The sequence below is a fragment of the Ktedonobacter racemifer DSM 44963 genome (assembly GCF_000178855.1).
GTDB classification, from domain to species: domain Bacteria; phylum Chloroflexota; class Ktedonobacteria; order Ktedonobacterales; family Ktedonobacteraceae; genus Ktedonobacter; species Ktedonobacter racemifer.
The window spans coordinates 3357144-3380810 of the sequence record NZ_ADVG01000001.1 but is presented as its reverse complement, the minus strand read 5'-3'; the positions used below and the strand labels follow the sequence as shown (position 1 = coordinate 3380810).

The following is a 23667-nucleotide window of genomic DNA, read 5'->3' as shown; positions in this document are numbered from 1 at the left end:
AAGACCTAAACCCTAAACATACACCCACCCTTTTCCCGTTTTCTGCACTCTCATACGCAAGCAGGAGAACGTCAATGGCGACGTTCCCCTGCTTGCTCTTTTTTGTTATGATAAGGGCTTGACCATGACGTTACGTCACGCATTATACTCCGTTTTGAAAGGAGGTAGCACTTGGATCGCCAATTTTATCATACCGGTCAGTTCGCGCGGATGGCCTCGGTCTCGATACGTACATTGCGTTTTTACGATAAGGTGGGGCTGCTCTCGCCTTCTGGGTATACCGAGGCCGGGTATCGCCTCTATACTGATGCGGATTTCTGGCGTTTGCAGCAGATTCTGGCGTTGAAGTTTCTGGGGTTCTCACTTGAGGAGATCAAGGCGTGTCTGCGCGTTGGTCCCTCGGGCTTGCGCGAGTCGCTTCAGATCCAGCATTGTATGCTGATGGAGCGCAAACAGCAGCTTGATAAGGTCTTGCAAGCCCTGGAGGAGACGCAGAGATTGCTGGAGGTAAATACCCAGGACTGGTCGGCAATTCTCCATGTGATCCAGGTGATACAGATGCAACAGGATAACGAATGGCGTAAGAAGTACCTTAATGATGAGCAGTTGCAGAAAATGGATGAGCTCTCCCGGGCCTCGTATACCGAGGAGCAGCGCCAGCAGATTGCTGAGCGCGGGAAAAACTTTACCGAGGCGGACCAGGTAGAGGCCTCGCGCCGTTGGAGTGAGTTGGGAGCCGAGCTGAAGCGCTTGATGTCCATCAATGCAGATCCCGCTGGTCCTGAGGCCCAGGCGCTGGCCGCACAATGGAATGCCATGATCGCATCTTTTACGCAGGGCGACCCCGGCATTACCCAGGGGCTGAAGAACTTCTACGGTAATCTGGGCAAGATGCCCGAGGCGGAGCGCCCAATAGCTATGCCTTATTCTAAGGAAGAATGGGCTTTTATCAATCAAATGCTTGCTGCCTATCAGCAGCAACATTAGGAGAACACCCCTGGATAGAGAGGGCGTACCGCTCACACTCTATCCAGGGGATCTTACATACTGCGCCTGCGGCGCCCATGGGTAAGAGGTGTGGGTGTGTGGCGCAAGAGGTGATTTGTGAGAAGCTCTGACTCCGTATTACTATATTCTATATTTGCATGCTTCTATAAAAGGGTATACGATGGTATAATAAACAACGAGTCTAAGCATCAGTAGAAAGTATGTGCCCTCCCGCGAGGCGCAAAGCAACAGGAAGGTCGTATGTCAAGCGTCCGTACCAGGGTACGTAACGATATCCTCTGGATTATCCTCGATAATGTTCCCCACAATGCCTTAAATACGGCTATGCTGTTGCGGCTGGCGGAAATTCTCCGCTCTGCCCAGCAGCAAACTCTGAACCTGGTCGTCCTCACTGGCATGGGCGAAGAGGCATTCTGCTCGGGTTTTGATCTTCCCGTGGACTCCATGGAACTACAGAAATTGCACCAGGCAGCACGAAGTGTCGACGAGGCTTTTCAGCAGCTTGCACAACAGGGAATCCCCTCGGTGGCGCTGATCAAAGGTCATGCCTATGGTCCTGGCAGCGAGTTGGCTGCGCTCTGTGATACGCTTATTGCGCGCGAAGATGTGACTTTGCGTCTGCCTGCTGAAAACGCGCGCCTCTTTCCTTCCGCGACCTCGCAGCGCTTTCCCTCGCTCCTAAAACCGGAGATATTTGAGCGACTCGCCAAGAGTGGTGAGACCTTGAGCGCGCACGCCGCCCTTGAAGCTGGCCTGGTTCACCAGGTGTTGCCTGCCGCGCGCTTCCTCCAGGAGTCTGAAGAACTCCTGGTTATGCTCTCCATCGTTGGCCTGACCGCCTAGAAAAAATAAAACGTAGTGAAGGAGGGCTGGCCGAGCCAACCCTCCTTCACTACGTTTTTTACCAATTTTATGAAGGGGTATAAGGTTTAAGAGGGTGTTAAGGCATAAGTTAAGGCAATAGTAAAATTTGAGCTTGGCTGAGACATTAGAGACTCCTAGTGTACTCAGTCTTTTTTGTGTTAAGTTGGCTTTAAATCTTGCTCAATATGCCGTAAAGATGGGTCTTTTTTACCTTCACATAACATTCTCTTAATCCAACGGCAGTAAGCTACTAAGTAGCGGCATGATGTGCAAGGCTAAATAGCCTTCCAGAGTAGGCAATGAATTTGCTTATATGTGCACTACTCTGCATCTCTGCTGTATATAGATGGATATTCATGTAATTTTCTTCTGTGTGAACAAGGCGTAGCTGTAACATCTATTTTACTGGCTAACGTGGTGTGACAGGTAGCAGGTGGCGAAGAGATGGGCAGAGCATAAGAGGCGGTTAGGGGATGCAGATACGGCTTTGTAGAAAGGTAAGGTTGAGGGCCATGAGTTTGATCAGGCCTCAAGCACGCAATATATCTCCTGTTTCCGATGGACTTGCCAGGAATAGCAGAACACCGCTCGCAAATCTGTCTCAGACACCTTCAAATACAACTATTCATATTCGCTCACGCATGCGCGGAAGACGTACGCTCGTCCTTGATATGCCGATTGGACAACGCCTGGCTATCGGCTTCCTCCTGGCTGCTGTAATTGCGGCCCTGGTGGCTGGTCTGGTAGGAGCGCAGCGCTCGGCATCCCTTGGTCGCCAGTCAGAGTTCTATCAAGATCTCCTGCGTACCAATACCTCTCTTACGACAGGCACCAACTTTTTGCAGTTGATGAATACTGAGACGGCTACGTTGATCAGTGACTCTGGGGCTGCCTCTCCTTCCAAAGAGACAATCAAGCAGGATGAGACAGCGCTCCGTGGCCTAATTACACGCTATGATACGACGCTCAAGAACTATGTAGGCCAGGACCTGGTAAGCAAACATCCAACGCAGGTGGCTATGCTGGAAGAAGCCAGTAACGGCGGCCAGGTGCACCAGCAAGAGACACTGGCTGCTAGCGCGCAGCGTACCTGGCTCGTGTATAAGGCTTCGTTGGAGCAGGTCCTTTCCAGTGTCGATGCACATAATCTGACTGAGGCCGCCAATTTTGAGCGCGTGCAGGCCGAGCCTACGAATGGTGACGCGCTGAGCGCGTTACGTGCGCTCATTCAGCTGAACCAGCGCCTTTCCAACTCCATTAATATTGCCGCGGGTGTTGAAGAGCAACAGCAGCTCCTGACGACGATCATTGGCTCCATTCTGGCCTTTATTGCCATTGCCCTGGTTGGCTGGTTTATCTCCAGTACGATTGTGCAGCGCTTGAAGCAATTGTTGCGCGTGACACAGTCTGTTGAAGGGGGCGACATTTCGGCGCGTGTAGATGTCGTTGGGCGTGACGAGATTAGTAGCGTCTCGGCCTCGACCAATGCCATGTTGGATGCGATTGTCGCGTTGCTGGAGGAGACCCAGCGCCAGAACGTGGCCTTGACGAACGCCGCTGAGCACCTCTTCTCAACCATGAGCGTTGTAAATGCGGGCGATCTGCGGGTAAGTACCAACGTGAATAGCGATCCTATTGGTCTGCTGGCCAATGCCTTTAACTTCACAGTTGGTCGCTTCCGCCGCTTCGTCACACGTATCCAGACTGTTATTGATCAACTTGATTCCGCCTCGCGCTATGAAGTTGAGCGCGCGGAACACTTCCTCTCCATCCTGAATACGCTGGAGAGCGGCAAGCCCGTCTCGCGACTGAAACCCGCGCATCTACAGGGAAATGAGAAGGCGGAGGCTGCCTCACCCGATGCGGAGTCGGTGGCAACACAGCTGAAGCAGACGCGTGAGCGCCTGCACAATCTCTCTGACGAGAGCGCGCAGAAGCGACTCCTGGCCATGCAGAGTTTGAATGAGCAGATTATCCAGGTGACGGATCGCTTACAGAAGGGACTTACACGTGATTCGACGGTTCGAGGAGGGAGCGCGCTGGGAACTGGCGTAGCCTCTATGTACCTGCAAGAATTGCGTACCCTCGAAACTCAGGCGCAGCGTATGTGCCGTGACGCGCAGCAGACGCAATGGCAACTGACGCAAAATCTTACAGAGGTTGAGAAGGAATTAACGAAGTTGACGAATGCGACCCAGGTGTTGGGCAAGCAAGGAAGTGTAAGTGGATCGCTTTCGGCGGAAACGCGTGAAGAGTTGTACCGCTCAGGGAGCGTCTTTGTGGGTGATGTGCTCTCTATGGCGCGTAAGCTCAATGCCCTCTCGCAGGAGATACGTGCCAATATGATCTCCTTCCAGCTTGAAGGCAATGATGAGGCTGGCTATCGTGCCCGGCCCATCTCTGATGGCGAGCGTCTTTTGTCGCAAGCCTCGCCCGAGTACAGCTTCAGCGCCCGCCCAGGAGCGTATAGCGTAAGTTCGGATCGCCGCCTGCATTCATCACAGGGCTAAAAGCGTCGCTCTCAGCACCTGCGGGGCTTCGGTAAGAGTAAGAATAGAGGATGTGGTTGTGGATCGGCTTTGCTGATCCACAACCACATCCTCTATTCTTACTCTTACTTGTTTATATTGTGTGCCAGGCGTTTGCGCCAGCTTTTTTGGAGTAAATTGCTTTGCTGAGTCAGAGTGATGCCCAGCAGAATGAGCGCAACGCCTGCCCATTGGATAAGCTCCACGCGCTCTTTGAGAATGAGCGTAGACATAATGATAACCACGGGTAGCTCAATAGACCCGAGAATGGTTGTGACGCCTGCGCCAACGACGGGAACTCCTCGCGCGAAGAGGAACGGCGGGATAATGACACCAAAGCAGCCAAGAATGATAGCCCAGAACCAGAGTCCATGAGAAAGCGCGCTAGTAAAGAGAAACTGTGGCGGAAAAATTACAAGGGTGATAAAGAGTGCGCCCGTCATAATGAGGGTGCTACGCAGCGTTGGAGGAACCTCGGGTGCTACGTGCTCATTGATAACAATGTTTCCCGTATAGCTGGCTGCTGCCAGCAGGCCCAGGCAGATGCCCTTGAGGTCCAGGTGCGAGGTAAGTAAAACCTGGTAGTTGGCCGCCAGCACAGTGCCGATCAGGACCGCGACCAGGGCCAGCCAGCGACTAAGCGTAGGCGCCTTGCGCTGTAAGATCCAATCGACCAGCAACCCCATCCAGACAAACTGGAAGAGCAAGACGACGCCAAGCGAGGCCGAGATGGTCTGTAAGGCCATATAGTAAAAAACGCCGGTGAGTCCGGGAAAGAGGCCGCTGAGCAGGAGCTGCCCAAGCGTTAGCTTACGGATGTAGCGCAAATATTTGAGTGAAGGAAGGCTTAAGAGCCAGAGTCCCAGGCAGCCGAAGAGGACCTGAGAGCTTGTGATTTCTGCCACGGAGAAGCCCGCGTGATAGCCTAGCTTGACTACAGTGGAGAGAATGCCGAATGAGGCTCCCGCCAGCAAGACAAGAAGGGATGCTATAAATCTGTTCAAAACCGATACACCTCCTGCATATGTCGCCTCCTCGCTAACCGGGTCTGGGCACGCTGGCACGGCGCACAATCACAATAACATGTGATGATAGTGCTCTCAATGGCTAAAGCATCAGGAATGCCTACTAGCTGGATTGAGCCGATACCGTCGGTAATTGCTTACCCGTATTAGTTAGGTACGTAGCAGAAGATGTATTGCCTGAATGGTCGGTCTACGTCTTGTTTTGCTCAATGGGGAGAACCTGAAGAGATGTAACTGCAATAGTTAAGCTACTAGAGTCGTGTACAACTCTCCCATTCGCTAGAATAGACGCGTGCGTGCCTCACCCGGCTAGGCTGGTGGGAGGCTCGTGTTCTTTTGTAGAAATCGTCTAACCAGAGAAATATTGTAGCGTCCTCTGTTGCCATTGTCAAATGGCAGCAGAGGACGTTATATACACGTTTCTGGCTTGACTTCTCGCGCCTGCGGCGCTCGCCAGGGTAGTGAGTGTGATGTGGCCTGGCTGCCTTTGGCAGCCAGGCCACATCACACTCACTACCCTGAATAGATTACATAGGGTCAGCTTATATTGGTGCTTAGGGGGAGACGCTGGCTACACCTGGGGTCTGTATGCTGTTGATGGGAACGTAGCCCATCTCCTGGGCCTTCTGCTGGACATCTGAGCCAAGCATGAATTGCAGGAAGGCCTCCAGTGTGGCATCATCGCTGCCCAGCGTGTACATGTGCTCATAGCTCCAGAAGTTGTACTTGCCTGAGGAGATCGTGCTGACGGTACCCTTCTGATTATCGATCTCTACGGTATGAATCGCGTTTGTCACGTATGAAGCGGCCACATAGCCAATGGCTCCGGGCGTCTTCGCGACCGTGTCGCGGACGGTAGTAGAGGAGTCAGTTGTGAGTAGGGTACCCTTTTCATCGCGGCCACCTAGAATGTATTTGCGGAAGGTCGCGCGTGTGCCGGAGTTGCTCGGGCGCACGATAGGGGTGATCTTGAGGTCTGGGCCACCTAGCTGGCTCCAGTTATTGATCTTGCCAGTTGAGAAAATATCAATAATCTGTTGCTGAGTGAGCGAGGGGACGGTAATACCTGGATTGGTGATCATCTCAAAGGGGGTGACGCAGACAATATGATCGGTAAGATTGGGATCAGGGTAGATCGCGGGATTGGCGTAAATATCTGAATTGCCTATCTCCGCTTGTTGGGCAGTAACGGCATCGAGTCCATGTCCGCTTCCGCCACCACTGACTTCAATCTTTGTCCCTGGATATTGTTGCTCGAATAATTTGCCCGCTTCCTGTGCCAGGGGCAGCAGGGCTGTAGAGCCGGTGACGCGTAGTTTTCCCGTGATGGGCTGGCTCTGGCTGCCTGGTGCGCTACAACTGGTGAGCACATAGGTGCCGAGCAATAGGCAACATAGTAGGGCTGCCCGGCGTAGCAGATTCTTGCTTGAGACCAGACGACGTTTTTGGCCACTGGAGCGTAGTAAATATATACTTTTCAATGTTTCTAGTCCTCGACAAAATCAATGCAGTATCACTCAGCCTTCATTATCCTGCCTTTTTTTTAAGGCATAGTTAACAATCTGTAATATTTTGGGTAGCGGGAACTTTTTCACATGGTGAGACGTTTTGTCTGTGATGAAGATGGCGGAGCAGGGAAGAGGAAAGCGGTGCCTGGGAGGCACCAAAAAAAGCCAGGTATGATGGCGTCTTAGTTTACAGCCAAAGGAGCGTATGTTTATGCATACCCGATCTATAATAAAGCAGGAGGCACACCCTATGCCCACTGAAAATAGTGCCTATACGTTGCTGGTTCTTCGTCGTAAGCCTTTTTTGATAACCATTGTGCTCTCGCTGTTCCTGCTGCTCTTCCTGGCTGGATGTGGGGCTACGAGTAGTGGCACGGGCGGGACAGGCAGCGGCAATAGTAATCCAGGCGATGGCAGTACGAAGACCGTCAAGGGCTTTGGGGCCGAAAATGGTTGCCCCTCTGATGCCGTCCTTGAGACGCGCCCGTCTAACCCGACTGTAACAGTGAAGCCTACGCAGCAGGACAGTACAGTCACCGTTCATAAAGGCGATGTGATGGAGGTACAACTGCCCTTTGGTAGTCGCTGGGCTGGACCTACAAAGTCTGAGGGGCCGCTCCAGATGGAGATGACGGCGGGCTTCGCGGACCAGGGGGCCAAGGTCTGTGTTTGGCGCTTCAGTGTTCAGGGAACGGGCCATACGACGCTGACCTTCAGTAAACGAGCGCTGTGCAATGGCAAAGAGCGTGTCTGCGCCATGTATATCATGCCTTATACCTTTACTGTCAATGCGCAGTAAACTCGCAAGATGACTTCCTTACTCTCCCTGTTTGTGACTGGGCTGACCTCTCCAGGTGAGGTCAGCCCTCTTTTTGGCATGAAGAGTTTCTCCTCTTAACCATTGTTCTGTTACCATGCCCGTCATTGCCGCTGCTACCTCTTGACAAGAAGGCGCTCTCAGTATATCGTTACAACATTCTACTAGCTATCTTATGCATTATCTTATTTCTATTGCCTGCTGTCTGTGTCGCATTTGTGCGAACCAGTGTTTTTATCTATTATTAGCGTGCATTGGGTTTGGAAAAGGAGTGTTTTATGGTGGAACGTTCGCTTCACATCACGGTTGCTCAAGGTACCGACACAGGACGTAAACGCTCGTTGAATGAAGATAGTTTGCTCGTTGAACTGCCTGAAGATGCACAAACCTTGCGTGAGCGAGGCGCGTTACTTATCGTCGCCGATGGCCTGGGTGGTCATGCGCGCGGCGAGGTCGCCAGTGATATGGTGGTTAACGCGGTCAAACGCTTATATTATGAGAACAAGGACGCGAATATCGCCCAGGCTCTAAAAGGGGCGATTCGCCAGGCCAACCTGGATCTTTTTAAGCGCGCCATCCAGGAGGGGAACGACATGGGAACTACCTGCGTGGCCTGCGTCATTCAGGATTCGACCGCCTATGTCGCGAATGTTGGTGATAGTCGGGCCTACTTGCTTCGTGAAGAGAGCATGCGCCAGGTGACAGACGATCACTCCTGGGTGGCGGAACAGGTGCGAGCTGGCCTGATTACAGAGGGGCAGGCCCGGGTACATCCCCAGCGCAATGTCATCCTGCGTAGCCTGGGCATCGATCCAGGGGTGGAGATCGACATGTTTATCGAGACTCTACAGAATGGTGATATCTTGCTGCTCTGTTCGGATGGCCTCTCGGGTATGGTTGAGGATGATGAGATCACACAGATTCTTCGTCAGCAGGAGCCTGAAGAGGGCGTGAAGCAATTGATCGCCCTGGCCAATGAGCATGGCGGGCTGGATAATATCACCGCCATTGTGGCGCGTGTCACTCTGGCCGAGGAGAATGTGCAGGAGCCAGAAACCAGCGCATAGCAATGCCTGGGGGAACCAGAATAATTTCCCTTCATTTTTCCTTTTTCTGGTGCTTTCTTTATTTAGGTGGGGTGGGTATTACTCATATTCGTGGGTAATACCCACCTTTTTCTTTTCGGGTACACGCTGCCAGGGGACATCATATCACTCAACAAAAAGGATTTTATACGCTGTATAATAACTTGTTTGTTGTGCTATGATGAAACCGTCTATTTATTCTGCCTGCCTGGATTCATAGTGGAGCTTCATGAGAGTGCAATTTGTGCCTATTGTAACTGCCGCTTTACTACAAGGAGATCTGGCTGGCCTCGTGCGTGAGGTCGTTTTTTTGGCGTTGATTGCGTTACTAGTAATTCTTGTGACGCGTCGTCTGACTGTCCCATACACATTGGGTTTAGTGGTGGTTGGGTTGCTAATTGGTGTCTTTAACCTGGCTCCCGAGGTGCGGTTGACTCCTGACCTGGTGCTGTTTGTCTTTCTGCCTGCGCTGCTCTTCGAGGGGGCATGGGCGCTCTCGGTTGAGCGCCTGCGCGAGAATTGGAAGGTTATCTTTCTCCTGGCGTTTCCTGGTCTGTTGCTCTCGCTGGTGTTAATCGCGGTACCGCTACACGCCTTCGCGGGCCTTACCTGGTTGAATGCCTTCTTGCTAGCTGCGATTCTCTCGCCTACTGATCCGATTGCGGTGCTCGGCCTCTTTCGCCAGCTCTCGGTCAATGAGCAACTCGCGACGGTTATCGAGGCCGAGAGCCTCTTCAATGACGGCGTCGCGGGGGCGCTCTATCAGACATTTCTGGCGCTAGTCCTGCTCTCAATCAATGGCCAGGACTTGCAGCCAGCACAGGCCTGGGGCCAGGGGCTATCTACCTTCTTGCTGGAGGGAGGTGGCAGCGTTGTCGTGGGTCTGGCCTGTGGTTTTATCGTTACGCGTGGTGTGCGTTTGATTGATGATCCTATGATTGAGACTACGATCACGATTGTTACCGCCTATGGTGTCTATCTGATCGCTGATTTTATGCATATGTCAGGGATTCTAGCGGTGATTTGCGCTGGCCTGGTGCTGGGAAGCTATGGGCGTACACATGGCCTCTCTGAGCGAACCCTGGAGGTAACGGATAATTTCTGGGCCATGAGCGCCTTCCTGGTCAATGCCCTGCTCTTCTTGCTTGTGGGGGCGCAGATCAACCCGGTCCAATTTTTTGCCTCTCCCGATGCGTATGGGCTACTACTGAAGTGTGCCCTCGCGGTATGTTCGGTCCTGGTCTCGCGCCTGGTCATGGTGCTCTTGATTCCGAGCAGCTTCCCGCCATTTTCGGGCCTGCGCCTGCGCTCCTGGCGCTTTGTCATCTTCTGGAGTGGCCTAAGAGGCGCGCTCTCGCTCGCGCTCGTCCTGGCGCTTCCGCTCAATGTTCCGGATCGAAGTGCTTTGATCTATGATACCTATGCAGTCGTGCTCTTTACGCTCCTGGGCCAGGGACTCAGCCTGCGCAGCATCCTGAAGAAACTTCCCTCTGTCACGCGCAAGCTGGTCGACTAAGGAGCATTTTTCTTGGCTTTTGGTATGCACTCAGGACTTCTCGCCACTTCGTGGCTCGTCTGAGTCAGAGTGTGTGGTTGAGAGGCTGGCGAAGCCAGCCTCTCAACCACACACTCTGACTCAGACGAAGCATCGTAGATGCTGAGAATACCTCGTACAGGGGAGGGCCTGATTAGTTACGGTTTTGCTATAAAAGATAGATAGGCTTTATCATGTCTCAGGTAATCTACTTTGATTGTTTCTCGGGTATCAGTGGCGATATGACGCTTGGGGCCTTGCTGGGCCTGGGCCTCTCTCTTGAAGATCTGCGAGCCGAACTGGCGAAGCTCCAGATCACGGATTGGCAGATTGCCAGCCGCCAGGAGGTACGTGGCTATATCGCGGGAACGCGTGCCCTGGTGACGGCTCCAGAGCAGGAGCAGCATCGCCACCTCTCAGATGTACGCGCCATCATTGAGGCTAGCACGCTTTCGGAGCGGGTCAAGCGCCAGAGCCTGCATGTCTTTACCATGCTGGCAGAGGCGGAGGGCAAGGTGCATGGTTATCCCGCCGAAGAGGTGCATTTTCACGAGGTCGGCGCGCTGGATGCGATTGTCGATATCGTAGGTGTGGTAGTGGGCCTTGAATTGCTGGGTGTAGAGCGTGTCTTTGCCAGCCCCTTGCCTCTGGGGGCAGGCTGGACGCGAGCCGCGCACGGCTGGTTACCCCTACCCGCGCCTGCTGTGCTAAACCTGTTGTCTGCTGCCGGTGCGCCCGTCACTCCAGATATGACGCCTGCCGAACTGGTCACGCCAACCGGGGCCGCGCTCCTGGCCGCCCTGGCAGAGTTCCGCCGCCCTTCCCTGCGTCTGAGCCGCGTCGGCTATGGCCTGGGCAAGCGCGAGCTGGAGCGCCCCAATGTTTTGCGCTGCTGGCTCGGCGAACTCCTGGATGAACCCCAGAGCCATATTCATACTCATCACCACGAGCATACACACAAATTGTAGGGTCCATGCTGGCATGGACTCCGAGGCCCGCAGGCCGATACCTGGCTGCTGGTGATATCGCTGCGCTCGGAGTCCATGCTTGCTTGGACCCTACAATCTTTCTTTTTTTGCCGCTTTATTCAATGTGGCAGTGTGAGAGGCCGCGCTTTGCCAGGTAGCGCTGGTGATATTCCTCCGCTCGGTAGAAGGTGGTGGCGGGGACGACCTGGGTCACGATAGGGCGCTTGTAGTGACCAGAGGCCTGCATACGCTCCTTGGAGGCCTCCGCCTCCTTCTGTTGCTCGGGAGTGTGATAGAAGATGGCCGAGCGGTACTGGGTGCCGACATCAGGACCCTGACGATTGAGCGTGGTCGGATTATGGTTCTCCCAGAAGACCTGTAAGAGCTGGTCGTAGGGGACCTGTTCTGGATCGTACTCCACCTCCACGACCTCAGCGTGCCCGGTCTGGTCTGTACAGACATCGCGATAGGTTGGGTTCGCGTAGGAGCCCCCCTCGTAGCCAACGGCGGTACTGGTCACACCCTTAGTGCCACGGAAGGTCTCCTCAACGCCCCAGAAACAGCCCGCGCCAAAAGTGGCTTTCTCTAACTGTGCCATATTGTATATTCTCCTTTCAGAGAAAACTGAAAATGCTATATGCTATAAACTTCTACCTTTTAGAACAATCTCCCATGGCCTTTAGTTCCCGGCAAAGGCCACACATATAAAACTCGCGATAAGTCTACTTACCCCTGCAATACCTCATATAGGGTCCTGGTTGTGTGTGCTGGTGTGGCTGGCGCAGCCAGCCACACCAGCACACACAACCAGGACCCGGCTAGCCACGTAGTGGCGAGAGGTCTCTTAGAAGAACACGTTGCACTCAGCTTGTATTTGCAAGCAATGTTGGCTATTTCACAGACAAAAAGAGATTTTCCGTGTATAACTTATAGGGATCTCTTTTCCTAATGAACACTGTCTATCACTATTATATTGATGTATGCGTATTTTGAAGGGAGCACGCTTTTATTATGTCCAGCCAGCCTTCTCAAGATGTTCCCCCGTTGACATCGACGGGTACCCTCTCCTCTCTGGCGCGTACGTTGCTCAATCGCTACGCGCGTGTCCTGCGTAATCCTGGTTTGCGTGTCTTTTCTGAGGAGAAAACACGTGCCAGCGAACCCCTGGTCCTGGTACAGGTCCTGGCTCTGGCGTGTTTTATCGCGCTGACGATCGCGCTCTCGCAGCCATCGTTTAGCCTGGTGACGCCAATCTTCTATTCGGTCGCCTGTGTCTTTGTCATTGGCGGCTTCTTCCTGACAGAGTATGTTTCTTACCTGACGGCGCGTGCCTTTCGTGGGCAGGGTAGCTTTGTACAACAGTGCTATCTCTCGTTGCTCATCTCTCTCCCTTTGACCGTCATTTACTTCTTTGTGGCCCGCGTCCCCTTCGTCGGGGATCACTTAGTGTGGTTGCTGGATGTCTATGGCTTCGTGCTCTATGTGATCATGATCCGGGCTGTACACAACCTGGACCTCTGGCGCGCGCTTGCCGCCACTGTCACGCCATTTGTGGTAAGCATGGCTCTTATAGGGACATTGATCTTCCTGGGAATCGTGTTGTAATCTGCTTGCCTGGGTAGGGTCTGTGGCGCGTGCTGGACAGCCTGCGGCTGTCCAGCACGCGCCACAGACCCTACCCAAAATCTATTCGCCGCGGAGTTTGCTGTAGAGGACCTGGTCGTGCCAGGCGCCGTTACGCCATTGAGCTTTGCGTATCACGCCCTCGCGTGTGAAGCCAGCCTTCTCCAGTGCACGCTGCTCAGGGCGGTTTGTTATGTCTGTCACGGCCTCGACGCGTATAATGGAGAAGGCCGCGAACAGATAGGCGGAGAGGAATTGTTGCGCTTTTTGTGCCATGTAGCATGTAGCATGTATAATTACCTCTCTATTATGTGCGTATTCGCATTCGCTGATTATTGTAGAAGTTTTAGTGTGTGCCACTTCTCAGCATTTGGTGTCTATCAGTGTGTATTGTGGAGATAGTTTTCTATGGCTTGCCGATGACTGTGAATCATCTTGCTGGGTAGCTTATCGGGTGCGAAGAAGCGTAGTGCAACTCCTTCGTGAATATCGGGCATAGGTTGCCCGCTATAAGCCTGGGCGATGAAGACGGCGGTTACCGCGAAGGCCTCGTCCCCATTGGAGCATTGGAAATAGTAGTCGCGCCCTGAGAAAATCTCTTGCATATGTAGGGTGTGTAGCTCCAGTCTTGTTTCTTCCAGCACCTCGCGTCGGGCTGTCTCCTCAAAAGATTCCCCTGGTTCCATTAAGCCTCCTGGTAATCCCCAGGTATCCTGTGGCTCTCTGCGCTCTTGCAGAAGGATTTCTTTCTCTGAGTTAAGTACAATGACAACTGCCCCTGGTAGAATAAGCGGCCTGGTTCCCACTAGCTCGCGTATGGCCTGTATGTAGCTCATGTATACTTGCTCTCTCTATTTATCCGGGCGTGTGGTAGAGCCTGTTAGATTATGCAAAGTATACCACCTTAGCTGCGTGGAATGGAGAGAGACGGCCCCTTATCAGGTACGAAGGTGTTTTCTGGCTGACACGTTTTCAACGTGGAAATATGTTACCATGCAGAGAGAAGTATTTCGTTACTGGTAGTTTATTTGAAAGGATAGATGTGCGAGCTATGTCTGACACACACTCTTCTCCTACCTCGCGTAGAGCCTATCGCTCGCGTATCGGCATCGTGGCCGACTCTCCTAATTTTCCAGGGGCCTGGAACGAGATTGTCGAGAAGGTACGCCTGGCCGATGAACTGGGCTTCGACTCGGTCTGGCTGGGCGAGTCCTGGGGTTATGAACTCTTTACCTCAATGGGCGACCTGCTGCGGGCCACAAAGCGCATTAAAGTGGGCGCTGGAATCGCGAATATCTATTCGCGCACGCCCGCGCTGATTGCCAGCACTATCGCGACCCTGGACGAGCGCTCGGGTGGGCGTGCCCTGCTGGGTCTGGGTCCCTCGGGCGCGAACGTTATTGAGCACTGGCATGGCGTCAAGTTTGAGAAACCGCTCAAGCGCACGCATGAGTATGTGGACATTATCCGCATGATCCTACGGGGCGAGAAATTAGCCTACACCGGTGAGTTTTTTCAACTTGAGCGAGGTTTTAAGCTGCGCTTCACGCCTTTGCGCGCCGATATCCCGATCTATATCGCGGCCATGGGACCCAAGAACATTTCGCAGACGGGTGAGATCGGGGATGGCATTCTGCCCGTGTACTGGCCGGTGGAGAAGTTTGGCGAGATGCGTGCGCAACTGGATGAGAGTTCACAACAGGCGGGTCGCCCCGCGCATAGCGTGGCTATCGCTCCCTATATCACGACCGCCCTTCTGCCAGAGGGTGCCAGCGAGCAGCAGATCCTGAGCGCGCGTCGCGCCGCTGCCTCGCCCCTGGCCTACTATATCGGCAAGATGGGGGTCTACTATGCGCAGATGCTCTCGCGCCATGGTTACACGGAAGATGTCCAGGCCGTGCTGGCTGGCTGGGAGAAAGGCATGAAGACGGCCATCGAAGCGGTTAGCCCGCGTATGCTCGATGCCGTCTCCATTGTAGGAACGCCACGGGAGGTTGTCGCCAGACTGGATCAGTGGGCCGACCTGGGCGTGGATGAGCCGTTATTGACGATGCCCGGCGGCTCGCTTGATGAGACCGCGACCCTCCTGGGCATGTTGAGGGATGCCTTAAGCGAGGAATAGCGCTTCTCGGCGAACGTATCCGCGTGTTGCAGTCTCCGCTTGACGGAGGGGTGCGAATGGAAGAGGAACTCCACAAGCGGAGAGGGCGAGATCTCGGTGAGATTCTGGTTCGCGAGCCTGCGCATGGCGCTTTTGAAGGCATCGACCTTCTGCGTCATCTGGAGCGCGTACTCGTCGGCCTGGTACTCCATATGACGGCTGTAGATGTTGCCTACGGGCATCACGATCAGGCTAAAGAGCGCTGTTAGCAGGAAGAAGAAGGGCAGCGTTGCCGGGTCCGTGAGGGACTGGTAATGCCCTTGTTGTTCCACCGCCTGGTGGAGTGCCAGGTTGGCGAGGTAGAGTCCACCCAGGGTCAGGATCGATTGGCTGACGATCATCTTCCAGATGTCGTGATGGACATGGTGTCCTAGCTCATGGGCCAGCACGACCTCGATCTCATCCTCCGAATATCTGTCGGTCATGGTATCGCCCAGGACGATGCGGCGTGTATTGCCCAGGCCCATTAGAGCCGCGTTGGTGGCCGTGGTCTTATTGCTCATCTGCATGGTGAAGACGCCCTGGACGCGTGTATCAGCGCTGGCAGCCAGCTTGATCAAGCGTTCTGTCAGCTTGCCTGCTGGCAGTGGCTTGAATTTGTAGAAGAGGGGAAAGATCAAGATGGGCGCGAGATTAGCCATAACCACGGAGAAGAAGAGCATGGCCAGGGCTGTCCAGAGCCACCACCACTGGGGTTGGAGCGCAAGCAGGCCATAGATGAGGGAGATGGCCGCCGCCTCAAGTCCCAGATTGAGCACAAAGTTTTTTCCTACATCGCTGATCCAGCCGCTTAGGGTCTGGATAGAGATGCCATAGCGACGCGGCAGGATAAAGCTGCCATAGACCAGCGCGGGTGTGGCAAGCAGTTGATAGAAGAGTATGATTGCCAGGAAGTAGAGCAGAATCTGCCAGGGATACCAGCCCGCCAGGGGTTGCCACTGGAGGAATGGGAGGGTATGGGAGACCCAGCCTATGCGCGTCCCGGCCCGCACCAGGTCGCGTAATCCCGCATCCCATCGCGTAATGAGTATGATAAGCAGGCCAGCAGACACCCCCCCCATATTGATGAGTGTGACATGCCGTCGCTTGCGTGCATATGCGCGAGCTTTCTTTTGTCTTTCCTTATCGATCTCCATACTACCGTACTCCTACCACGTGAAGCTGCCGCACTCATTATTTTCTACATTGCTTGCCTGTGCCAGCCATGCTGGGAGGCGTTCGCCCTGACACTTCTATTGTAGCAAGGGCCTGGCAGGGGGGATCTCCTGCCAGGGGTTGTATCTCTTCCACCTATTGATGGAACTAATGACTAGCGTTGGGTAAGTTTGGCCAGGTTGCCAAAGGAACGCTCAGCACTTTCCAGTGAAGGAATGGTTGGAGCGTCGTTCTCAACGATATACCAGGCCGCGCCAACCTCTTTGGCGGTGGTGTAGTAGCCCAGGATGTCCAGTGTGCCATCGCCCACTTCCGCGAAGGTGCGCTCCGCCGTCATGTCTTTGAGGTGTACCAGGGGTACACGCCCGGCATGCTGTTGGAGATAGGCCTTGGGATCGACACCGGCAAACGCGACCCAGTAGGTATCCAGTTCGAGTTTGACCAGCTCAGGATCTGTATTCTCGGCCAGGATATCCAGCAAGTAGCTGCCGTTTAGCTTCTCAAACTCGTGGTTGTGGTTGTGATAGGCGAGCGTGATTCCCGCCTCGTGGCAGCGTTTCCCATACTCGTTCATCTGCTTGGCGAAGGCGAGCAGACGTTCCGTGTCGTTGAGGTCCTCACGCGACATGTAGGGAACGATCAAATAAGGGCAACCAATCTGGCGGCAGTACTCGATCTCGCGTGCGCTGTCGGCCTGTAAGAGATGGTACCCTACATGGCTGCCAGCCACTTTGAGTCCAGTCTCCTGGAGCAGGCCACGCAGTTCTTCTGCGCTCAGACCGCCATAGCCTGCGAATTCGACGCCCTGGTAGCCTAGCTGCGCGACCTTGCGAATCGTCCCTTTGAAATCCTGCGCTGTCTGATCGCGTACGGTGTAAAGCTGAAGCCCTACTTGCATAGACATGTATTCTCCCTTAGAGTGTTGTTACTTGATGTATCCACAGTCTTGAATTTCTACCCTCATTGGCAATAAGTAGTGCCGCTGGCAAATTGTAGGGTCCAAGCTGGCTTGGACTCCTTCCGCAGGCAGAGCACCCTGACTCGTGGTGATAGGCCATGCCAGCATGGCCCCTACAATGTCCTGTTACGCCGATGAAGATACTTCAGTATATCACCTGTGGCGTTTGCTCACCTATCTATGGCTGCCTTGAAACAGTGGAATTGTGTGAGGCTTTATGGTTCTGTCGTGCGCGCTCGTTAGATTTTCCGACAGGGGTCAGCGTGAGCTTATCTGGCAGGGCCTCCGTGATTTCATGCAAAAATTGATTGGGTTGATCGAGATGCATATAGTGTCCCGCCGCTGTAATGATGCGGTTGCGTGTTTGCGGCAGGGCACTAGCGAGCTTCTGTGCAGCCTCGCGGAAGAACGGCTGGCTACGCGTACTTACCAGGCAGGTGACTGGCTGCTTGATCTGTGTGAGTTCATGCGTATGTATATACTCACCTGTTCCCGCCGCGTTCTCCTGTAGAGCCGCCTCCGCGTTGGTAAGTAGCACCTCGCGCCATTCCGGTGAGAGGTGTGTAAAGCCACTCTCGCCGGATTTTTCCTCTAAGAGATCGTGATAATATGCCTCGGCTGCGGCCCGTAGGCCCTTTGTTTTCTGGAGATAGCGTAGGCGGACATTATCCAGGAAGGCGGTCACGGCCTTTTGCTTGCGCAGGTGAAAGGTGGCTTCGCAGAGGACGAGGGACGCGACCAATTCTGGATGATGTAACGCCAGGTCGAGGGCGATAATCGCGCCCGTGTCTGCGCCAACAATAGTCGCTGGCGTGGCGCGCAACTGCTGGAGCAGCGTGGCGGCATCCTCGGCATGTTGATGGAGGTTGCTTACGGGTGACTGCCTGGAGCGGCTAAAGCCCCGGCGATCATAGGCGATAATACGGTTGCGTGTCGCCAGGCGTTCAAAGGTACTTCCCCAGAGGTCTGCGTTGGCCCCATTGGCATGAATCAGCAGGATGGGGAGCCCGACACCCTTTTCTTTGTAAAAAAGGTCTGCGTTGTGTATGCTGGCTGTTGGCATAGACATCTCTCTTTCCAGGTGAAACGAAGTTTTACGATTGTGGTTGCCATCCCTGTTCGCGGTAAATGCGCAGTGTTTGCTGATCGCCGGGTACATAGCTGACCATGGAGTAGTTTGCGATACCAGTAAAAACGGTGGTTGCTGTGCGTAGAGTCAGTCTTCCCAGTGTACTATGCTGTACCTGGAACACGAATGAGGGGACGGGTTTCCCCTGCGAATAGGACGAATTGGCGATGCGTCTAAACTCTGGAAGTTCGCGCAGGCGTTTGCGCAGGGCCTTGTATTCTGGGAGATGGGTGCTGGTGCTGGCGTTGTACTGAAAGTCGCTAACCAGGCGACGAGCCAGGTTCTCCCATCCATGCAAGCGCCGGCGCATCTCGGGATCAAATACAAACTCCAGTAAATGCAGATTCTTTTGCTGAGAGCGCTCCTCGGAAATCTCAAATAGTTGTAGGGAGGCCTCATTCCAGGCGTGTAGGTACCAGAGGCGATTGAGGGCGTGCGCGGGATAGGAGGTATTTTGTACCAGCAGGCTTGCCAGGTCTCCTAATTCAAGGAGGGCCTCTTCGGGTTCTTGGCTGATATAGTGCCCTGTCAGGCGCGTATAGGCATCGTAGAGCTCCTGCCGTTCGTCGCTTACAAGTTCAAAGGCCCTGGCGAGAAGTTGCACGACATGCGGCGAGGGATTGGCGCGCTGCCCTGTCTCCAGGTGATAGATATAGGTGCGGGAGAGGCGTGTGGCCTGGGCGAGCTGCCCCTGGGACATGCCTCGTGTCTGGCGTAAATGGGTGATCAGTTGTGGAAAAGTAAATGTTTTGCTATGTATCATCCCTGGCCTTTACTCTCTCTATGATAATCCCTTTTTCGTTAGCTATACTCTATTATGCCCAAAAATTTGTTAGCTGGCAACGTGGCTATTACTCTATACGCGCCATATAATTAGAGAAAGGAGAAATGGGTTGTTGGTACTTATAGCCGCGACAGAGTGGTCGCTCAGAGCGTCGCATGGATGATGTCCCCCTATGGAGAGGAGCTTTGGCTGAATGTCTGACCCATCTTTAATCAACAACACCCCAGAGCAGCAGCGTTTCTCTACTCTTACCAGTGATGGACGCGAAGAACTTCTCCGGGAGCGACCATGGATACGTCACTACCCGGAAGGTGTTCCTGCTCTTCTTGATATTCCTGATCGTGCTGTAACGTCTCTGCTCGACACGACTGCCAGTCGCTACCCAAGCGCCTGTGCTATCAGCTACTTTGGTGCCAAGCTGACCTATGCTCAGCTCTCGCACCTGGCCAATCGCTTTGCGATTAGCTTACAGAAGCTAGGTATTCACAAGGGCGACCGTGTGGCCATCGCATTGCCGAACATTCCTCAGTACCCGATTGCCTTCTTCGGGGCATTGCGTGCGGGCGCGGTTGTCGTTCCTACCAATCCACTGTATACAGCGCATGAGATGCGTCATCAGATGGCCGATTCTGGCGCGCGCGTCCTGATTATGCTCGATGATTATTATCCTGTTGTACGCGAGATACGCAAGGAAACGGCGCTTGAGCATGTTATTTTAACCAGTCCCTCGGATTACTTGCCAGCCGTCTTGCGCACACTTTATCCTCTGAGCCATCGTGGCACGAATAAGTCGGGTCCGCTCTTATCTGAAAAAGAGCGGCGCGGCGATGAGTCGCTACATGTGATGAGCGCCATGTTAGAGTCACATGCCACGCGTGGCGGCATTGAGTTGTTTAGCCTGCCCGAAGCGGCGAAGGGCGACGACCTGGCCCTCCTGCAATATACAGGTGGCACGACTGGTCTCTCCAAGGGCGCGATGCTTACGCACCGCAACCTGATAGCCAATGCCATGCAGACGCGCTATTGGACAACTATGGCTCGCGATGCCCAGGAAATTACGCTGTGTGCCGCTCCCTTCTTCCATGCCTATGGTCTGACGGTCGGCATGAACCTTTCTATTCTGATCGCGGCAACGATGGTCCTTATCCCTCGTTTCAAGCCCGATGAGGTCCTGGATACAATTCGGCGGACGCGCCCAACGCTCTTTCCGGGGATTCCGACGATGTATATCGCGATTTTGCGCGAGGCGGGCAAGAATCCCGAATACCTTAGCTCTATCCAATATTGTATCAGTGGCGCGGCTCCTTTGCCAGCCAAAGTACAGGCGGATTTTGAGTCCGCGACCAGGGCCAAGCTGGTCGAGGGGTATGGTCTGAGCGAGGCCGCGCCCGTGACGCATTGTAACCCACTGAATGATAATAGGCGTGGTGGCAGCATTGGCCTTCCCCTCCCCGAGATCGAGGCTGCGATCATGAACATCGCCACCAGCGAACTGCTTCCCGTCAACGAGATTGGCGAGATCGTGGTCAAGGGTCCCAATATTATGCAGGGTTACTGGAATCGGTCAGAGGAGACCACGGATATCTTCCGCAACGGCTGGATGCGCACGGGCGATATTGGCCGCATGGATGAAGATGGCTTCTTCTACGTGGTTGACCGGGCCAAGGATCTGATCCTTGCCAGCGGCTTTAACGTCTATCCGCGCGAGGTCGAGGAGGTGCTCTTCCGCCATCCCCTGGTTGCTGAGGCCGCCGTCACCGCTGTCCCCCACGAGTATCGTGGCGAGACAGTGGGAGCCTTTATCGTGCTCAAGCCCGGCGTCGCGCCCTCTGAAGAAACTCGCCAGCAAATTATCGCTTTCTGTAAAGAAGAATTAACCGCTTATAAAGTGCCTAAGGTTGTGGAGTTCCGCAAAAATCTGCCGAAAACACTTGTCGGCAAGGTCCTTCGGCGCGAACTTCGTGTTGAAAAACAAGCATAGCCGCATAGATGCGTTTGACTTCTACTCCAAAGGAGAAAGGGAACCTATGTCGACAACTATGAAGCCAACTGAAGCTGGAACAGCCTTTTTGACGACTCCAGTCAGCGAGAGCGCGGATAGAATATTTACCCCGGAGCAGCGTGACGAAGATCAGCGCATGTTCGAAGAGTCCAGCGTGACCTTCGTCGAGCGCGAAGTCTTGCCCAAACTCGACGCCATCGAGAGCCAGGAACCGGGCGTTATGCCCTCCCTGCTGAAGAAAGCTGGCGAGCAGGGCTTGCTGATGATTGAAATCCCCGAGGCCTACGGTGGCGCGGAACTGGGCCTGCTGACCAGTGTCCTGGTTGCCTCGCAGCAGAAGGAGGCCTCCTTTAGCGTGGCCTTTGGCGCGCATACCACCATTGGTTCGCTCCCTATCGTCTACTACGGTACCGAGGAGCAGAAGCAGGCCTACCTGCCCAAGCTGGCGACCGGCGAATGGATCGCCGCCTATGCTCTGACTGAGCCGGGCGTTGGTTCTGACGCCATGGGCCTGGGCACGCGCGCCGAACTCTCCGAGGATGGCAAGTACTATATCCTCAACGGCACCAAGCAGTGGATCTCGAATGCCGGTTTCGCCGATGTCTTCGTGGTCTTTGCTCGCATTGGCAATGAGCGCCCCTCCGCCTTTATTGTTGAGGCCAACTGGCCGGGTGTCACTACTGGACCCGAAGAGAACAAGATGGGTATCAAAGGCTCCTCGACACGCCAGTTGATCCTCCAGGATGTCAAGGTGCCTACCGAGAATCTGTTGGGCGAGATCCATAAGGGCTACAAGATCGCCTTTAACATTCTCAACATCGGCCGCCTCAAACTGGGTGCCGGTACCGTTGGTGGAGCGCGCAACGCCTTAAAGCTGGCCGCGACCTATACCAATGAGCGCAAGGCCTTCGGCAAATTCCTGCATGAGTTCGGCATGATCAAGAAGAAGCTGGCGCGTATGGCCGCCGAGACCTATGCCGCTGAGAGCGAGGTCTTCCGCACCGCCGCCAACATCTCCAACGCGCAGCATAGTGGTGGCGACAACACAGATGCCATCTTCAAAGCCGTTGAGGATTATGCCATCGAGGCCTCCCTGGCCAAGGTACACGGTAGCGAGGTCCTGGCTATGGTGGTCGACGAGGGCGTACAGATCTTCGGTGGCTACGGCTTCATGAAGGAGTACCCCATCGAGAAGGCCTATCGCGACGCGCGTATCCAGCGTATCTTTGAAGGTACGAATGAGATTAACCGCATGGTGGCCTCGGGGACGCTCTTCCGCCGCGCGATGAAGGGTCAGGTCAGTTTGATGACCATCTATCCCCAGGTTGAGGGGCGCATCAAGGCCAACGAGCCGTCGAATGGTGCCGATGAGAATGTGCCTGCCGAACTGCGCGAGGCCGTTAACACTCTTGAGCGCTCGAAGGATGCCACCATCTATGCTGCCGTCAACGTGGCCATGAAGTATATGCAGGCCCTTGAGCAGGAGCAGGAGTTTATCGAGTACCTGGCGAACCTGCTGATCGATCTGTACGCGGTCGACAGCGCCCTGGCGCGTGCCATCCAGTCCGTGCGTCGTGGTGATGCCGAGAGCGCGACCCATGTCAAACTGGCGCAACTCGCCTCCTGGCTGGCCTTTACCCGCATCCGTGCCAACCTGGATCAACTCTTGATGTCCTACATTGACGAGGGACGCGTCGCCAAAGTTCTGGAGCGTGTGCGTACCTATGTGGGCGACTATGCGATCAACGGCGTTGCGCTCCAGCGAGAGATCGCCTCTATCGTAGTTGAGAAGCAGGGCTACCCCTTCTCCCTCTAGGATCTACCTATCGGAAACCCTGAGCGCGGAGCGCTAGCCACGACAGTGGCGCCGTGCCCCCGAATGGGGGTTGGTTTCCGTTTAAGTAGCGATCACAAGCAAATACCCTACATTCTTAGCTCCTGGTTGTGGGATGTGGGGGGAGTCACTCCTCCCCCACGTCCTGTTCTCTCTTTTTATCCTCAACGAGGGATTAGTGCCCCCCTCTTGAGCTAAACCAGGAAGTTGTAGCACCTCTATCGCGTACTGCCACAATACGAAGAGGAGTTTTGCTATGCAGGTTGGAGATACGAAGTCTTGGGAGCGTACATTTACCCTGGATGAGGTGCGGCTCTTTGCTCACCTCTCAGGCGACAAGGGTGCGCATCATATCCTCCCCGATGAGCAAGGACGTGTCATGGTGCATGGATTGCTTACCGCGACACTTCCCACCAAACTTGGTGGGGACCTGAACTATATCGCGCGTTCGCTCAACTTTGATTTTCTACGCCCCGTCTATGCTGGGGATACCGTCCGTTGTATCGTCACAGTAACCCAGCTTGAGCAGCAGGCCGGGCGGACGCACATGACTTCCATCTTCACCTGCTTCAATCAGCATGGCAAGCGTGTCCTGGCCGGCGAGACGCAGGGAGTTGTACGCGAGCCAGAGCCAGAAGAGACATGCGTGCCGTGTGATTAATAAAGGGAGGTGCAGGAGGGGAA

At 54.4% G+C, this 23667-nt stretch carries 21 protein-coding genes; 12 read left to right on the top strand and 9 right to left on the bottom strand.

The annotated features are described in order from the left end of the window. Window positions 1–171: 171 nt before the first annotated feature. The 3 genes from KRAC_RS61580 to KRAC_RS14290 all read left to right on the top strand — a co-directional run bounded on the left by KRAC_RS61580 (window position 172) and on the right by KRAC_RS14290 (window position 4382). A complete protein-coding gene (locus KRAC_RS61580; RefSeq protein WP_007908086.1) occupies window positions 172–987 on the top strand; it encodes a MerR family transcriptional regulator in 816 nt (271 codons plus the stop codon). 261 nt (window positions 988–1248) lie between these two features. Beyond that, complete coding sequence (locus tag KRAC_RS14295; protein WP_007908085.1) at window positions 1249–1851, top strand: enoyl-CoA hydratase/isomerase family protein; 603 nt, start codon at window positions 1249–1251, stop codon at window positions 1849–1851. 533 nt (window positions 1852–2384) lie between these two features. Further along, on the top strand, window positions 2385–4382 hold the full coding sequence (locus KRAC_RS14290; protein ID WP_040442531.1) for a HAMP domain-containing protein: 1998 nt from the start codon (window positions 2385–2387) through the stop codon (window positions 4380–4382). A 104-nt stretch (window positions 4383–4486) separates the two neighbouring features. Here KRAC_RS14290 and KRAC_RS14285 read toward each other — a convergent pair whose 3' ends face one another. Together KRAC_RS14285 and KRAC_RS14280 are read right to left on the bottom strand one after the other, a co-directional pair. Beyond that, window positions 4487–5404 carry an EamA family transporter gene (locus KRAC_RS14285; RefSeq protein WP_007908075.1) on the bottom strand — a complete coding sequence of 306 codons (918 nt, stop codon included), beginning with the start codon at window positions 5402–5404 and terminating at the stop codon, window positions 4487–4489. 575 nt (window positions 5405–5979) lie between these two features. Continuing rightward, the gene (locus KRAC_RS14280) at window positions 5980–6906 is read right to left on the bottom strand and encodes a phosphate ABC transporter substrate-binding protein (RefSeq protein WP_007908073.1); all 927 of its coding nucleotides are present in this window, start codon (window positions 6904–6906) and stop codon (window positions 5980–5982) included. 277 nt (window positions 6907–7183) lie between these two features. Here KRAC_RS14280 and KRAC_RS14275 point away from each other — a divergent pair, with 277 nt between their 5' ends. The 4 genes from KRAC_RS14275 (at window position 7184) to larC (ending at window position 11337) form a co-directional block, all read left to right on the top strand. Further along, the gene (locus KRAC_RS14275; protein WP_007908071.1) at window positions 7184–7732 is read left to right on the top strand and encodes a hypothetical protein; all 549 of its coding nucleotides are present in this window, start codon (window positions 7184–7186) and stop codon (window positions 7730–7732) included. A gap of 296 nt (window positions 7733–8028) precedes the next feature. Next, window positions 8029–8817, top strand: a complete 789-nt coding sequence (locus KRAC_RS14270; RefSeq protein WP_007908070.1) for a Stp1/IreP family PP2C-type Ser/Thr phosphatase — start codon at window positions 8029–8031, stop codon at window positions 8815–8817. Window positions 8818–9079: 262 nt separating this feature from the next. Further along, on the top strand, window positions 9080–10351 hold the full coding sequence (locus tag KRAC_RS14265; protein WP_169460887.1) for a cation:proton antiporter: 1272 nt from the start codon (window positions 9080–9082) through the stop codon (window positions 10349–10351). Between the two features lie 212 nt (window positions 10352–10563). Further along, on the top strand, window positions 10564–11337 hold the full coding sequence (gene larC, locus KRAC_RS14260) for a nickel pincer cofactor biosynthesis protein LarC (protein WP_007908067.1): 774 nt from the start codon (window positions 10564–10566) through the stop codon (window positions 11335–11337). A gap of 115 nt (window positions 11338–11452) precedes the next feature. Here larC and msrA read toward each other — a convergent pair whose 3' ends face one another. Then, complete coding sequence (msrA, locus tag KRAC_RS14255; RefSeq protein WP_007908065.1) at window positions 11453–11935, bottom strand: peptide-methionine (S)-S-oxide reductase MsrA; 483 nt, start codon at window positions 11933–11935, stop codon at window positions 11453–11455. 413 nt (window positions 11936–12348) lie between these two features. Between msrA and KRAC_RS14250 the strand changes: the two genes are divergently transcribed. Then, complete coding sequence (locus KRAC_RS14250) at window positions 12349–12942, top strand: YIP1 family protein (RefSeq protein ID WP_007908063.1); 594 nt, start codon at window positions 12349–12351, stop codon at window positions 12940–12942. An 81-nt stretch (window positions 12943–13023) separates the two neighbouring features. On the opposite strand, the gene KRAC_RS14245 is transcribed toward KRAC_RS14250, so the two are convergent. Beyond that, a complete protein-coding gene (locus tag KRAC_RS14245; RefSeq protein WP_211221275.1) occupies window positions 13024–13236 on the bottom strand; it encodes a GNAT family N-acetyltransferase in 213 nt (70 codons plus the stop codon). Between the two features lie 104 nt (window positions 13237–13340). Further along, a complete protein-coding gene (locus tag KRAC_RS14240; RefSeq protein WP_007908062.1) occupies window positions 13341–13796 on the bottom strand; it encodes an NUDIX hydrolase in 456 nt (151 codons plus the stop codon). A 215-nt stretch (window positions 13797–14011) separates the two neighbouring features. Here KRAC_RS14240 and KRAC_RS65870 point away from each other — a divergent pair, with 215 nt between their 5' ends. Further along, on the top strand, window positions 14012–15082 hold the full coding sequence (locus KRAC_RS65870) for an LLM class flavin-dependent oxidoreductase (protein ID WP_157506440.1): 1071 nt from the start codon (window positions 14012–14014) through the stop codon (window positions 15080–15082). Here KRAC_RS65870 and KRAC_RS14225 read toward each other — a convergent pair. The 4 genes from KRAC_RS14225 to KRAC_RS14210 form a co-directional block, all read right to left on the bottom strand. Then, the gene (locus KRAC_RS14225) at window positions 14971–16257 is read right to left on the bottom strand and encodes a M48 family metallopeptidase (RefSeq protein WP_007908060.1); all 1287 of its coding nucleotides are present in this window, start codon (window positions 16255–16257) and stop codon (window positions 14971–14973) included. The genes KRAC_RS65870 and KRAC_RS14225 overlap by 112 nt on opposite strands. 173 nt (window positions 16258–16430) lie before the next feature. Beyond that, complete coding sequence (locus KRAC_RS14220) at window positions 16431–17180, bottom strand: sugar phosphate isomerase/epimerase family protein (protein WP_007908059.1); 750 nt, start codon at window positions 17178–17180, stop codon at window positions 16431–16433. Between the two features lie 232 nt (window positions 17181–17412). Next, complete coding sequence (locus KRAC_RS14215) at window positions 17413–18297, bottom strand: alpha/beta fold hydrolase (protein ID WP_040442524.1); 885 nt, start codon at window positions 18295–18297, stop codon at window positions 17413–17415. A gap of 31 nt (window positions 18298–18328) precedes the next feature. Beyond that, a complete protein-coding gene (locus KRAC_RS14210; RefSeq protein WP_007908057.1) occupies window positions 18329–19126 on the bottom strand; it encodes an MmyB family transcriptional regulator in 798 nt (265 codons plus the stop codon). A gap of 214 nt (window positions 19127–19340) precedes the next feature. Here KRAC_RS14210 and KRAC_RS14205 point away from each other — a divergent pair, with 214 nt between their 5' ends. The 3 genes from KRAC_RS14205 (at window position 19341) to KRAC_RS14195 (ending at window position 23644) form a co-directional block, all read left to right on the top strand. Further along, window positions 19341–21128 (top strand): long-chain-fatty-acid--CoA ligase, encoded by a 1788-nt coding sequence (locus KRAC_RS14205; protein ID WP_007908056.1) that lies wholly within the window; start codon window positions 19341–19343, stop codon window positions 21126–21128. Window positions 21129–21174: 46 nt separating this feature from the next. Beyond that, window positions 21175–22965: an acyl-CoA dehydrogenase family protein gene (locus KRAC_RS14200; RefSeq protein ID WP_007908055.1), complete on the top strand. Its 1791-nt coding sequence runs from the start codon at window positions 21175–21177 to the stop codon at window positions 22963–22965. Between the two features lie 274 nt (window positions 22966–23239). Continuing rightward, the gene (locus tag KRAC_RS14195) at window positions 23240–23644 is read left to right on the top strand and encodes a MaoC family dehydratase (RefSeq protein ID WP_007908054.1); all 405 of its coding nucleotides are present in this window, start codon (window positions 23240–23242) and stop codon (window positions 23642–23644) included. Window positions 23645–23667: the final 23 nt, after the last annotated feature.

Coding starts and splice junctions, on each gene's coding strand:
- KRAC_RS14295 (WP_007908085.1), top strand. CDS start 1,249: ATGTCAAGCGTCCGTACCAGGGTACGTAACGATATCCTCTGGATTATC.
- KRAC_RS14290 (WP_040442531.1), top strand. CDS start 2,385: ATGAGTTTGATCAGGCCTCAAGCACGCAATATATCTCCTGTTTCCGAT.
- KRAC_RS14275 (WP_007908071.1), top strand. CDS start 7,184: ATGCCCACTGAAAATAGTGCCTATACGTTGCTGGTTCTTCGTCGTAAG.
- KRAC_RS14270 (WP_007908070.1), top strand. CDS start 8,029: ATGGTGGAACGTTCGCTTCACATCACGGTTGCTCAAGGTACCGACACA.
- larC (WP_007908067.1), top strand. CDS start 10,564: ATGTCTCAGGTAATCTACTTTGATTGTTTCTCGGGTATCAGTGGCGAT.
- msrA (WP_007908065.1), bottom strand. CDS start 11,935: ATGGCACAGTTAGAGAAAGCCACTTTTGGCGCGGGCTGTTTCTGGGGC.
- KRAC_RS14250 (WP_007908063.1), top strand. CDS start 12,349: ATGTCCAGCCAGCCTTCTCAAGATGTTCCCCCGTTGACATCGACGGGT.
- KRAC_RS14245 (WP_211221275.1), bottom strand. CDS start 13,236: ATGGCACAAAAAGCGCAACAATTCCTCTCCGCCTATCTGTTCGCGGCC.
- KRAC_RS14240 (WP_007908062.1), bottom strand. CDS start 13,796: ATGAGCTACATACAGGCCATACGCGAGCTAGTGGGAACCAGGCCGCTT.
- KRAC_RS65870 (WP_157506440.1), top strand. CDS start 14,012: ATGTCTGACACACACTCTTCTCCTACCTCGCGTAGAGCCTATCGCTCG.
- KRAC_RS14225 (WP_007908060.1), bottom strand. CDS start 16,257: ATGGAGATCGATAAGGAAAGACAAAAGAAAGCTCGCGCATATGCACGC.
- KRAC_RS14220 (WP_007908059.1), bottom strand. CDS start 17,180: ATGTCTATGCAAGTAGGGCTTCAGCTTTACACCGTACGCGATCAGACA.
- KRAC_RS14215 (WP_040442524.1), bottom strand. CDS start 18,297: ATGCCAACAGCCAGCATACACAACGCAGACCTTTTTTACAAAGAAAAG.
- KRAC_RS14210 (WP_007908057.1), bottom strand. CDS start 19,126: ATGATACATAGCAAAACATTTACTTTTCCACAACTGATCACCCATTTA.
- KRAC_RS14205 (WP_007908056.1), top strand. CDS start 19,341: ATGTCTGACCCATCTTTAATCAACAACACCCCAGAGCAGCAGCGTTTC.
- KRAC_RS14200 (WP_007908055.1), top strand. CDS start 21,175: ATGTCGACAACTATGAAGCCAACTGAAGCTGGAACAGCCTTTTTGACG.
- KRAC_RS14195 (WP_007908054.1), top strand. CDS start 23,240: ATGCAGGTTGGAGATACGAAGTCTTGGGAGCGTACATTTACCCTGGAT.